Here is an 11,931-nt window from a genome sequence, read left to right on the forward strand (position 1 = left end):
CTTTCAGCTGCGGCGGAGGGTGAGCTCGTCGATCAGCGCACCCGTCTCGGTGAGCGCGCGGACCTTCATCTCGGCAGGTGCGCCGGTGGTTTTCGGCGTGACGTCGACGACAACGAGCCCGTACCCGCGGAACCGAACCCGCGACCAGGTCACCTTGACCAGCTTCTCCTCGCCGTCCTCCTGGTCGACCCGCATGGTCGCGGTGGCGTCCTTGACGTTGCCGTAGTAGGAATCGCCGACCTTGGAATCCGCCCAGCTGTTGATGCTCTCGCCACCACCACCCGCGGTGATGTAGGTGGTGCCGTCCTTGACGGGGTTGACGGTGCTGCGGATGTCCGCCTTCCTGGTGCCCTTGCCGGCCCGGATCGGATCCGTGCGCTCGTAGACGTGGTTGTGCCCGTTGAGCACCAGATCCACCTGGTACTGGTCGAACAACGGCGCCCACCGCTTCTGCGCGCCGACCTCGGCCCCGTTGTTCCCCGACGTCGAGTACGTGCACTGGTGGCAGTAGACGACGATGAAGTCGATCTCGGGGTCGTTCCGGAACTTCTCCAGCTGGGCCTTGAGCCAGACCTGCTGCCTGCCCTCGGTGTAGTCGAGGTTGGCGTCGCTGTTGTAGCAGATGTCGTTGCCGTCCAGGCTGATCAGCCCGACGTTGAGGTACCGCCACGAGTAGATGCAGGTCGAACCGTCCCAGGCGTTGTCGGGCATCGTGAACCGAGCCCGCATCCCGCCGTACCCGTGCCGGTCGTACCAGCTCTCCATCTCGTGGTTGCCCAACGCCACCATCCACGGGATCTCCGCCGCGACCAACTCGTTCTGCGCGAAGAACGAGTCCCACTTCCGCGCGTCGTAGACGTCCGTCGCGGGCCGTCCGCCCTCGCCGTCGTTGGCGTAGCTCAAGTCCCCCATGGCGAGGTGGAACTGCGGCGCCAGATCCGCAATGAGACTGTTGGTGGCCAACGCGTTGTAGCCAACCCCTTGGTCCCCGAACGCCGTGAAGCTGAACGGTTTGTTGGTGGTGGGTGCCGTCCTGAACGTGCCGAACTCTGTCGGCTCGTAGTTCTGATGACCAACGACGTAGTAGTACGTCGTGTCAGGCACCAGATCGTCCAGCCGCACGTGCAGGTAGTACTGCGTGACGGCCTTCCCGAGGTGCGGCGAAACCGTGAAGAGCGCCCCCTTCTCCTGCCAGGCCAGGTCACTGGTCAGGGCCCGCACCTCGGCCTTGATCGCCTCCCCGTACTCCCCGGCTCGCGTCCCAACCCGCAGGTACGGCTCCCGAATGTTGCCCGGCACCTGCCACGACACCACAACCTGCCGCGACGGGTCCTGCCCGAACGCGAGATGCCGCCCGAACGGCCGGACCGCCGCCCCGGCGTTCTCACTCCTGAGCAACACCTCCGGCACTCCGAACCGCGTGGACGCCGCCCCCACCAGCCCGGCGGCCAGCACCGCCCCACCAGCACCAACCCGGAAGAGCCCACGCCGCGAGTACCGCCGCGCGGCGTCCTCGTAGAGCTCCTGAAGACGTGGACCGTTCGACTGTGACCTGCGTCGCGGAGGCTCACTCATGCCCGCAAATTAGGAAACCTTGTTTCCCGAAGTCAATGACCGTTGGGGCACAACAAAATCTTCTGCCAGTACTTCTGCCGGTCCCTACGATGGGCACCCCGCCGACCAGGAGAACCGCCATGGCGTTCCGCCGCAGCCTCGAATCCCGCGAGGCCGACATAGCCCGCCAGGTGTTCGGCGACGCCCTGGACATCAGCGCCCTGCACCTGGCAGAAGGCGGCCTGCTCGGCAGCTTCGGTGTGGCCCGCACCCTGCCGCGGTTGGTCACCTTCCCCAAGGGCGTCCTGACCACACCACAACACCAGGCGAACTACGAGCGCTGGCTCGTCCACGAACTCACCCACGCCTACCAGTACCAACACGGCCGCAGCGTCCTCGGCCTGCTGCCCACCGCCATGGCCGGCTTCTTCGCCAAGAGCCTCTACGACTACGGCGGCACCGACGGCCTGCCCGGGAAAACGTTCGCCGACTTCAACACCGAACAACAGGCCAACATCGTGGCCGACTACTACTACCTCAGCACCTACGAACCGCACCGCGACCTCTCGGCCTACTCGCCGTACATCGCGCACGTGCGGTCAGGAGCTTGAGCGGGTCACGGCCATGCCCGAGCCAGCCTCAGAAACGTTTCGGGATCACTGTGCACCGGCACCACGCAGAGCAGATGCCCGCCGGGCGCCCGCAGCGTGTGGCACTCCAGCCACTGCGAGACCGGCTCGGCCCCCAGCGCCGTCAGCCGGGCGACCTCCGCCGCGACGTCGTCGGTCTCGATGTCGACGTGGTAGCGCGGCGCGTCGTCGACCGCCTGGACGTCGACGGTCAACCCGGGAACGGCGCCGTCCAGGGCCGTGAACTGCTCCTCGCCCGCCACGGACCGCGCCGGCACACCCAACGCGGCGGACCAGAAGCTCGCGGCCGCACCGGCTTGCGCGACAGGCGTGTCGATGAAGATCCCGAACAGCCGACTGCTGTGCACGGTCCGAGCCTATCCGCGATCGGTCGCGTGCTGGCTCAAGACCAAGGGCTCCGACCTGTTTTCACTGGTCAGAGCCCTCAGTTTCACCCGGCGAAAGGTGGTGCCCCAGGCAGGATTCGAACCTGCGACACACGGTTTAGGAAACCGATGCTCTATCCCCTGAGCTACTAGGGCCGGCGACAGCAGTCTAGCGGGCAGCTGCCACCGAGTTGACCAGCGCCCCCGCTCACGCACCGTGAGGGGCCAGGTGAGACGCCTGCGGCCGTTGGAGGGAAGTGAGGCAGGCCACCTTCTGCCGGGCAGAATCGTCAGGTAGGGAGAGGGCGTGAGCAGACCTTGGCCCGACTTCCGTCCTGGACCGCTCGGTTCCCTCAAGGCTTGGTGGCGTCGGCGGGTGCCGCGCCGTGCGGAGGACTTCACGTTCGTGCCGCCGCCGAGCAGTCATCAGCAGGAGTTCGAGACGCCGTTGCCCAGTGCGGTGTACGGGCTGGACTTCCAGGTCAAGTTCACGGTGGTGTGGCGGTTGGACCTGGCCACCGGGTTGCGGCACAACTCGCCGCGGAGTGCGGCCATCCACCACGTTCTGCAGCGGGCCCGGGAGATCAGCGGCAAGGCGATGTTGGTGCACCACGCGGCCCTGCAGCATCAGTTGGGGGATGAGCTCGCCGCTGAACGGCAGGTTCCGGGTACGCATGTGTGGGCGCGGGCCGAGCAGGTGAGGGTTGCCGTCGACGACGGTGATCTGGAGATGGCTCGCAAGCACATCGAGTTGTTGCGGAACTCCACGTTCAAGTTGGCCGAGCGGGACGTGGAGCGGGCCGAGATCCGGTATCTGCGGGACGAGGTGCTGACGGACGTCGGCACGGCCACGATCTGGTGGTTGCAGCGCAACGGGTACCAGGTCGAGGAGGCGGTCAAGTTGTCCGGGCACCTCGCCGAGCTGGTCAAGATCGCTCAGCTCGAACCTGAGCAGCACTGGGCCGAGTCGTTGGTCAGCAGCGTCGAGCGGGCTCTGCCGGAGCTCGAGGACGCGCATCGGAAGGATCTTCGACAGCACCTGGCCAAGGCCCTGAGCGTTTACGGGGGCTCTCGCGTGGCCGCGGAGTTCGCTGACCAGATCGGGTTGCCGGCGGGGGAACCGCACACGAACGGGCAGCACACGAACGGGCACGTCTAGGCTCACGCGGATGTTGACCGAACTTCGCAGTGCCGCTGTGGTTGCCGGGTTGCGGGCGCTCGCCCGGCTCACGCCCTACGCCGAGCCGGAGCTGATCGGGCTGGGGAAGATCGTGAAGACCGGGGACGTCTGTGTCGACGTCGGGGCGGCTTTGGGGCTGTACACGGTGACGTTGTCGCGGCTTGTCGGTCCACAAGGGACTGTGCACAGCGTGGAGCCGCTGGTGTTCGCGCATCCGGCGCTGTCGTACGTGCTGCGGCCGCGGGAGGGGCGCAACATCCGGCGGCACTCGGTGGCGCTCGGGAACGGGCAGGGGCGCGAGGTCATGAGCGTGCCGGTGCGGCACGGGAGTCCCGTCACCGGGCGGTCGTTCCTCACCGCGGGGGCCAACGGGCTCGGGTCCAACGAGGAGTTCGACGAGCACCTGGACGTGGTGGTGAAGACGGACACGCTGGACAACTTCGTCGAGGCCAACGGGATCACGCGGCTCGACTTCGTCAAGGCGGACGTCGAGGGGGCCGAGCTGCGGGTGCTCGAGGGCGGCGCGGAGACCATCGAGCGGTTCAAGCCGGCGTTGCTGCTGGAGATCGAGGAACGGCACGTCGAGCGGTTCGGGTACCGGGCTCAGGACGTCGCGGACTTCCTGACGGAGCGCGGGTACCGGATGAGCACCTGGCAGGGCAACCGGTGGGTGCCGACGGCGAGGGTCGCGCAGGCTGCGCGGAACTACCTGTTCAGGGCGTGAAGGTGCCGGAATAAGTTGAGGACGCCGACCCCTGGGGGTGGATCGGCGTCCTCATCTCGAAGGCCTACAAGCTGTAGACCTCAAGCTCGTACAGGGAGTATCCGTAACGCGTGGCCCGTTGGGTACCCGTCATTCGGAGGTATCTCGCGTCCTGTGGTGCAAACGCTACGACATCCTCGCCTCCGTCGCCAGCACTTGTGGCGAAAACGTTCCGCCAAGTCGTGCCGTCATTGGAAACGTCGATGCGGTAGCCGCTCGCGTAGGCCGACTCCCATTGCAACACAACGCGACCGACCTGTTGCACAGAGCCGAGATCGACCTGGATCCATTGGTCGTCGCTCCAGTCGCTGGCCCAGCGGGTCGACAGGTTGCCGTCCAGCACGTTCTGCGGCGGGAGGTTGTTCCAGCCCGTCTCGTGCGACGACGCGGACGCGGTCGCACGGGTGGTCAGGTTCGCGGTGCTCTGGCCACGGCGGGACGGGAACTGCACGACCTGCTGGAACGTCGGGCGGTTCTGCCAGCTGATCTTGTCCTGGGTGATGCCGCCCATGGCGCGGTGGATGATCGTGTCGGCGCACCACTGGTCGCCCGCGGCGCAGTCGGCGTCACCGGGGTAGACCTGGTTGGCCGGCTTGGCCGCGGCCTGCTTCAGCGAGTCGGCCAGTGCCGTGCGGCAACCGGACAACGTGCCGCCGCCGCAGTAGGTCTGCGGGAAGGCTCCCTGGACCGGGTCGCCCAGGACCTGGCGCAGGTCCTTGTCCACATAGCCCCACCAGCCGTACTGGAACGACGAACCCTTGTGCGGCGCGGCGCCGTGCTGATCGGACGGTGCCTCGTCGACCTGGACGGCGTTGACCAGGGCGTCGTACAGCCCGTCGCCCAGTGACGGCTTGAACTCGGCCTGCACCAGGAGCGGCCACCAGGCATCAAGAATCCTGATCGCGTCGGCGTTGGCGTAGGTCTTGCTGCCCTTCGCCGTCTCCTTGCGCAACGAGCCGGAGCGCTGCCAGTCCTTCAGCTTCTGCACGACCGGCGCCAGCGTCGCGTCCAGCGGCGCGGACTCCAGCACCCGCAGGAGCTCGGGCAGCACCTGCTCGGCGCGCAGGTCGGCCACCGCGGCCTCGGCCATCGCCTTCACCAGCGAGGCACGCGTGACCTTCTGGCCGGAAGTGACCAGAGCGCGCACACGACCGTCGAGCAGGTTGCCGCGGTGCACGGCGCTGTGGCCGAAGCCGCCGAACGTGAAGTCCTTCGCCTGCTTGTTGTTCCAGGAGATGTAGTAGTCCTGGTTGATCGAGTTCGGGTGCCCGGCGAACGGCAGGTACGAGGCGATGTTCTCGTCGCCGTTCCAGTTGACCCACTCGTACTCCGGACGGCCCCACGTCGGCAGGTTCGGGTCCACGGTGGACCGCCGCATCGGGTTGAGGCCCGAGTTGAAGTACGCGACGTCGCGGGAGTCCGCGTAGAACCAGTTGAACGCGTAACCGATGTCGTTGGCCGCGCGCTGGAAGTCCGCGGCCGAACGGATCGCGGCCGGGTCGTTGAGCTCCTGGAAACCGATGATCGAGTCGACCTCGTGCATGTACGTCGAGCGCAACGTCGTGTACGCCACGACCTTGCCGTCGACCGTGGCCCGGCTCGTCACCAGGCCGTACTTGGTCCGCCACATCACCAACGTGTAGGAGCCCGCCGGCGTGCCGTCGGCGACCGTCGGCTTCCAGGCGTTCTTGCGCTCCAGGCGTTCCATCGGCAGGCACGAGCCGTGGAACAGGTAGGACGTGGAAGCCTTCGTCGCCGGAGAACCGTCCGCGTTGCACAGTTCGACGGCGTACGTGTCGGTGATGTCCTGGGCGGACGAGGTGGCGCTCCACGAGTAGTCGACACCGCGGCCGAGCTGCACGTACATCGAGACGCCCGCGAACGAGACACCGCGCGACCGCACGCCGGGACCGTTGAGCTCCTGCAGCATGAGCAGCTGCGGCGCGAAGTAACCGGTCTGCGGACCCCACACGGCGATCGGGTTGCCGGAGTCGGTGTAGGCACCGGACACCGCCAGCGCGTTGGACATGCCGTGCTTCTTGTTCAGCAGATCGGCAGGCAGGACACCGTCTTCGAAGATTCCGCGGGCCTTCGCCACGTCACCCGAGGCGGCGACAGCCACGGAACTGCCCGTGCCGCCCACCTCGTCGTAGACCATCCGCTCCGGCGTGATGCTGCCGGCGTCCGGAAGAGCCACGCCCTGCGGCGAGGCGGGAGAGGCCGAGTAGGGGAAGGACTGTCCGTTGTGGAGGGTGAGCACGGCCTCCGGGTCGTTCTCCGCCCGGAACGCCTGCCACACCTGCTCACCGACGGCAGCGCCGTACTTGTTCTGCGCGGCCAGCTTCACCAGCGCCGACTGCACCTCGCCGCCACCGCCGGCGCCGAACAGGCCGCCGACGACCGAGGCGATCGCGACCATGTCGGTCGCCTTGAACGGCTGGATGTCGTTCCAGTTCGTGATCGAGTCGGCGTGCCCGGTCAGCACGTACTCGCCGGGGAAGTTGCGCGCCGACACCGACTGCGTGATGTAGGCGTTGATCCCGGCGATGTAGTCGTTGACGTCGGCGACCGCCTGACGCCCGCGTTCACCGCTCTTCGCCGCCGCGGTGTCGATCTGCTTCTGCAGGTCGGCCTCGGTGTACGGGATCTGGTTGTAGAAGCTCTGCTCCAGCGTCCGGTTCGACGGCGCGCCACCGGCGAAACCGGAGAGCTGGCCGCGGCCGAGGTGGCGGAACAGGTCCATCAGCCACAACCGGTCCTGCGCGGCCGCGAAGCCGGCGCCGTACATCGTGCCGGACCGGGTGGTGCCGGTGATGTGCGGCATGCCGATCTTCTTGTCCCGCACGATGGTCACGTCCGCGCGGGGCTTGACGGTGCTCTCGACCTGGTCGGCCGGCACGCCGAACGACGAGTCGTTGAAGAAGTTCGCGAGCTGGTCGTTCGTGAGGCCGCCGTAGCCGGAGGACAGCGCGTCGTACTTCCCGAGCTGGTCGGCCGAGTGCGCGGGCCTGGTGCCGAACGCCTTGTGCGCGAGGATGTCGGCCAGGGTCGCGTTGCCGTTGTTGCCGGGCGGCACGATGTCGCCGCACTGGCCGAGGCAGTAGTCGTCCGCGGCGAACGCGGACGTCCGCGCGTCCTCGGCCTGGGCCGCGGACGGGACGAGAAGTAGGGAGGCGGTGACGGTGGCGGTCGCCAGCAGGGACGTCACCGGATTGGCTCTCCGCATGGTGCGAAGCTCCTCTCCGAGCAGGGCAGGGGTCTGTTGTGACGTACGTTACTTCCCGGTAACGCTATTGCGAAAGAGCTTCGCGTTTTCGTGACCTACCCGAAGGTCCTGTATCGGTTCAGAAGGTCATCGCACCCTCATATGGGCAGAAACGAAAATCGCAATCGATTCGTCCGGCCGTATCTGTTTTCTTGTACAACATTCCACTAAGTGAGATTCTCGGGTTTGGTCACTCAGTGTCCCGGCGGCCGCCCTTAAGTCCTGGTGACATGCTTACTCAGCGAAGTCGTCGCGCAATTCCGGTAACTGTGAACGTCGTCCGCCATCTCGAAAAACCGTTACCACATGATGAGATAACTGAGAATTAACGTGACCTTCGGCGTGCGTACGCGAAGATCACGCACATGTGGGAGCACGGAACGCCAATGCGGGAGGCGTCGTGATCAAGGTTCTGCTGGCCGACGACGAGGATCTCGTCCGTTCCGGCCTTCGCATGATCCTGAGCAGCGTCGGGGACATCGAGGTCGTCGCGGAATGCGATGACGGACACCTGGTAGCCGACCTGGCGCGCCAGCACCGTCCTCACGTGGTCCTTCTCGACATCCGGATGCGCACCTCGGACGGGCTCGCGGCGCTGCGGCGGCTGCGGACCCTGCCGGACTCTCCGCGCGTCTGCATCCTGACCACGTTCGACGTCGACGAATACGTTTCGGAAGCCTTGAGACTCGGTGCGTCCGGCTTCCTGTTGAAGGACACCGAACCGGAACAGCTCGTCAAGGCCGTGCGCGACCTCGCGCGCGGTGGCGCGGTTCTCGACCCCGGTGTGGCGGCACGGGTGCTGGCAGCCGTTGCGGACGGCGAGCGGATGGCCGAGCCGGCACGCAGGCTGCTGGCGAGCCTGTCCGAACGCGAGCGCGAGGTGCTCGTGCTGATCGGCCAGGGCATGTCGAACGCGGAGATCGGCGGCACCCTGCACCTGTCGGAGGCGACGGTGAAGGGCTACGTCTCGTCCGTGCTCGGCAAGATCGGCGCGGTCAACCGCGTGCAGGCCGCTTTGGTGGCCTACCGCGGCGGCCTGATCGCTTGACGTGGATGAAGGGCTCCTTCATCCACGTCAGGTGGATGAAGGAGCCCTTCATCGAGAGCTAGTTGCCGGAGACGATCTCGCGGACCTCGTCCGCGGACGGCTCGACCTCGACCCTGTTCCGGCCGTGGCGCTTGGCGCGGTAGAGCGCCATGTCCGCGGCCGCGAACAGCTGGTCCAGCTTGGCCGGTCCCGCCGCCACCCCGATGCTCACCGTCGGGCGGCGGACCGCGCCCAGCACCATCGTCCAGTCGTGGCCGTCGACGGCCGCGCGGATCCGCTCGGCCACGTTCGGGCCCACGTCCATGTTCGGCCCGGTGTCCCCGAGCAGCACCACGAACTCGTCGCCCGCCCAGCGCGCCACCAGGTCGTCGGCCCGGCACTCGCGCCGCAGCAACGCCGCGATCTCGCGCAGCGCCGCGTCACCGGCGGCGTGACCGGCGTCGTCGTTCACGCCCTTGAACCAGTCCACGTCGACCAGCACCAGCCACGGCACCCGGCCGCGCGCCGCCGTCGACTCCAGCAACGCCTGCGCGGCCCGTTCCAGGCCCAGCCGGTTCGCGAGGCCCGTCAACGGGTCGCGTGCCGCGGCCTCCTGCGCGGCCACCGCGAGCCGTTGCGCCTGAACGGCGACACGGCGTTGCTCCAACGCCTGGCCGAGGCCTTCCTGCAACGTCTCGGTGGCCGTGCGCGACGCCGCCACCGACCGCCGCAACGCCTCGGCCTCGCCCACCGCGTCACCCAGTTCGTGGCAGATGTCCGCCAGCTCCGTGGAGAACCGCAGCAGCAGCGACGTGTCGTTGATGCGTTCGGCGTTGCAGACCGCACGGGCCGCGAGTGTGCGCGCTTCTTCGAGATAGCCCTGCTCACGCCGCACCACGGCGAGCACCCAGTTGCCGACGGAGATGCCCCACAGGTCACCTACGTCCGTTGACAGCCGCAAGGTCTCGGCCGCGGTCTCCTCGGCCTTGTCCAACTGGCCCACGCCGGCCAGCGAACGGCTGTAGGCGCCCATCAGCGCCCGCCGCATCGTCTCGTCCTTGGCCAGGCTCAGGCCCTCGTCGAGGTACGCCAGCGCTTCCTCGAAGATCGCCGGCGCGGCCGCGGGAGACCCGGAGCAGGCGCGGAAGTTCAGCAGGCCACCGAGCCGTTGCAGGCAGCCCGCCAACGTGTCGGTGTTCCCCGCCCGGCGCGCCACCTGCACCGACAGCCGCAGCATGTCGAGGGACGCCCGCCGGTTGCCGATGCCCTCCATGAGGTAGCCCAGCATGCTCATCGTCTGGGCGACGGCGGGACTGTCGGCGCGGTCGGCGTCGAGGTCGGTCCACCCCTCCGCGGCCAGTTCCAGAGCGAGCGGGATGCGACCGAGGCGCCACGCCATCACGGCACGGTTCACCAGCACCGCGGAACGAACCCAGCGGTCGGCGCCGGGTGACACCTTGGTGACCACCTCGTCGAAAAGGGAGTTCGCCTCCGGTCGGCGGCCAGCGTTGAGCAACGCGCTGACCTCCCGGTCCAGTCGCGGAAGCTGGCCCGCTACCAGCGGATCACGCTGCTCCACTCGTTCATCGACTCCGTTCCGACTCGCCGAGCGGCCTGCACAGGCTACCGGGCCGGTCGCACCCCGTACCGGTCGTGGTGCAGAAGGTCATCGAGGGCCGGTCGGTCGCCCCAACAGGGTGCGCAGTGCCTGGGCTCGATCGACGATCATTCCGTAGCGCAGCTTCTTGTCAACGGGGTCGTTGTGAACCTGATGCGCGGTCATCTGGGCCGGGTGCTTCCGGTAGAGCAGGCTCGGTGCCGCGAGGAAGTAACCGGCTGAGACGGTCTGCAGCGCCATCAGCAGTCCGGTGTCCACCGATCGCGGCAGTCCCATCCACCCGCCCATCGCCAGCAGCAGGTCGCGGCGCACGCACAAAGTGGCGGGGTGGACCGGCAACCGCCACTCGTTCGCGACGAAGGTGTCGAGGACCCAGCCGGGTTCGAGGACTCCCTCGGCCGGGTCGTCGAACGCCCACGAGACGATCTCGCCGCTCGGCAGGAGATCACGCGCGCTCGACGTCACCCAGCCGACGTTCTCGTGCGCCAGCAGCACCTGCAGGTCCCGCTCCAGCGCGCCTTCCAGCAGCTGGTCGTCCGCGTCCAGGTTGCGGACGAACTCGCCGGTGGACCGGGCGGCGGCCATGTTCCTGGTGCCTGCCGAACCGGAGGACGGCGACCACGAGACGCTGATCCGCGGGTCGTCCGGGAGCAGCTCGGCCACCGCGCCACCGTCGTCGCCGTCGTGCTGGACCAGCCACTCCCAGTCCCATCCACCGGGCAGCGTCTGCGCGCGCAACGACGCGTACACCTCCGGCAGATAACGGACGTGAGGCGGGTGTACAGGGGTTACGACAGAGATAGTCCGCATCTCGCTGTTTCAGTTTCGTCGGCCGAAAGAGTCGTAGTGCAGGACGTCGTCGAGAGGCAGCCGGTTGCGCCAGCCGTGCCGTTCGAGATCAGGCGTGTCCGGCAGGTTTCGGACCGGTCCCACGCACAGCCAGGCGACCGGACGGACCCTCGTGGGGATGTCCAGCAGACGCCGCAGCACATCTTCCCGGTAGAAGCTCACCCAGCCCACACCGAGGCCCTCCTCGGTCGCGGCCAGCCACAGGTTCTGGATCGCCAGGCACACCGAGTACAGCCCGGCGTCCGCGATCGCGTGCCTGCCCAGCACCGCCGGTGAGCCCCGGTCGGGGTCGTAGGTGACGACCACGCCGAGGGAGGACTCCATGACGCCCTCGACCTTGATCCGGGAGAACACCTCCGCCCGTTCCTGGTCGAGCTGGGCCGCGAAGACGCTGCGTTCGGCCTGAACGTGGTCGCGAAACGCGCGCCGAATCGATTCATCGCGCACCAGCACGAAGTCCCACGGCTGGGAAAGCCCGACACTGGGCGCCGCGTGAGCCGCGGTCAGCACCCGCCGCAGCACGTCAGGTGGGATTTCCTCGCCCGTGAACTCGGCACGGGTGTCCCTGCGCCGGTGCACAACTTCGTACAGGTTCATTCGTGCGATCGTGCCTCACTCGAAAGCACCAACTTCACGCTGGAGAGGTGGCGCTGATCTCAT

General features: G+C 67.6%; 10 protein-coding genes and 1 tRNA gene. 4 read left to right on the forward strand and 7 right to left on the reverse strand.

From position 1 onward, the window contains the following. Positions 1-3 precede the first annotated feature (3 nt). Positions 4-1,575: a metallophosphoesterase family protein gene (locus ABZV40_RS31765; RefSeq protein WP_355449756.1), complete on the reverse strand. Its 1,572-nt coding sequence runs from the start codon at positions 1,573-1,575 to the stop codon at positions 4-6. Between the two features lie 119 nt (positions 1,576-1,694). Between ABZV40_RS31765 and ABZV40_RS31770 the strand changes: the two genes are divergently transcribed. Beyond that, the gene (locus ABZV40_RS31770) at positions 1,695-2,165 is read left to right on the forward strand and encodes a hypothetical protein (RefSeq protein WP_355449759.1); all 471 of its coding nucleotides are present in this window, start codon (positions 1,695-1,697) and stop codon (positions 2,163-2,165) included. A 5-nt stretch (positions 2,166-2,170) separates the two neighbouring features. On the opposite strand, the gene ABZV40_RS31775 is transcribed toward ABZV40_RS31770, so the two are convergent. Next, the gene (locus ABZV40_RS31775; RefSeq protein WP_355449762.1) at positions 2,171-2,551 is read right to left on the reverse strand and encodes a VOC family protein; all 381 of its coding nucleotides are present in this window, start codon (positions 2,549-2,551) and stop codon (positions 2,171-2,173) included. Positions 2,552-2,649: 98 nt separating this feature from the next. After that, positions 2,650-2,725: transfer RNA gene (locus tag ABZV40_RS31780), tRNA-Arg, on the reverse strand. Between the two features lie 151 nt (positions 2,726-2,876). Here ABZV40_RS31780 and ABZV40_RS31785 point away from each other — a divergent pair. After that, positions 2,877-3,728, forward strand: a complete 852-nt coding sequence (locus tag ABZV40_RS31785; RefSeq protein WP_355449765.1) for a hypothetical protein — start codon at positions 2,877-2,879, stop codon at positions 3,726-3,728. Between the two features lie 10 nt (positions 3,729-3,738). Further along, entirely contained in the window at positions 3,739-4,473 is a 735-nt protein-coding gene (locus ABZV40_RS31790; protein WP_355449768.1) for an FkbM family methyltransferase, read from the forward strand. A 64-nt stretch (positions 4,474-4,537) separates the two neighbouring features. Here the strand turns inward: ABZV40_RS31790 and ABZV40_RS31795 are convergent, their stop codons facing one another. Further along, entirely contained in the window at positions 4,538-7,738 is a 3,201-nt protein-coding gene (locus ABZV40_RS31795; RefSeq protein ID WP_355449771.1) for a penicillin acylase family protein, read from the reverse strand. Between the two features lie 439 nt (positions 7,739-8,177). Here ABZV40_RS31795 and ABZV40_RS31800 point away from each other — a divergent pair, with 439 nt between their 5' ends. Further along, positions 8,178-8,825: a response regulator transcription factor gene (locus ABZV40_RS31800; RefSeq protein WP_112270441.1), complete on the forward strand. Its 648-nt coding sequence runs from the start codon at positions 8,178-8,180 to the stop codon at positions 8,823-8,825. Positions 8,826-8,883: 58 nt separating this feature from the next. Here the strand turns inward: ABZV40_RS31800 and ABZV40_RS31805 are convergent, their stop codons facing one another. From ABZV40_RS31805 to bluB, 3 genes are all read right to left on the reverse strand, one after another. Continuing rightward, complete coding sequence (locus ABZV40_RS31805; protein ID WP_355449774.1) at positions 8,884-10,383, reverse strand: diguanylate cyclase; 1,500 nt, start codon at positions 10,381-10,383, stop codon at positions 8,884-8,886. An 87-nt stretch (positions 10,384-10,470) separates the two neighbouring features. Continuing rightward, a complete protein-coding gene (locus ABZV40_RS31810) occupies positions 10,471-11,232 on the reverse strand; it encodes a glycosyltransferase (RefSeq protein ID WP_355449777.1) in 762 nt (253 codons plus the stop codon). Between the two features lie 9 nt (positions 11,233-11,241). After that, positions 11,242-11,868 carry a 5,6-dimethylbenzimidazole synthase gene (bluB, locus tag ABZV40_RS31815; protein ID WP_355449780.1) on the reverse strand — a complete coding sequence of 209 codons (627 nt, stop codon included), beginning with the start codon at positions 11,866-11,868 and terminating at the stop codon, positions 11,242-11,244. Positions 11,869-11,931: the final 63 nt, after the last annotated feature.

This window comes from Lentzea sp. NPDC004782, from assembly GCF_040609115.1.
GTDB lineage: Bacteria > Actinomycetota > Actinomycetes > Mycobacteriales > Pseudonocardiaceae > Lentzea.

Excerpts from the sequence above, each read along its gene's own strand:
- ABZV40_RS31770 (WP_355449759.1), top strand. The coding sequence starts at position 1,695 with ATGGCGTTCCGCCGCAGCCTCGAATCCCGCGAGGCCGACATAGCCCGC.
- bluB (WP_355449780.1), bottom strand. The coding sequence starts at position 11,868 with ATGAACCTGTACGAAGTTGTGCACCGGCGCAGGGACACCCGTGCCGAG.
- ABZV40_RS31790 (WP_355449768.1), top strand. The coding sequence starts at position 3,739 with ATGTTGACCGAACTTCGCAGTGCCGCTGTGGTTGCCGGGTTGCGGGCG.
- ABZV40_RS31810 (WP_355449777.1), bottom strand. The coding sequence starts at position 11,232 with ATGCGGACTATCTCTGTCGTAACCCCTGTACACCCGCCTCACGTCCGT.
- ABZV40_RS31765 (WP_355449756.1), bottom strand. The coding sequence starts at position 1,575 with ATGAGTGAGCCTCCGCGACGCAGGTCACAGTCGAACGGTCCACGTCTT.
- ABZV40_RS31795 (WP_355449771.1), bottom strand. The coding sequence starts at position 7,738 with ATGCGGAGAGCCAATCCGGTGACGTCCCTGCTGGCGACCGCCACCGTC.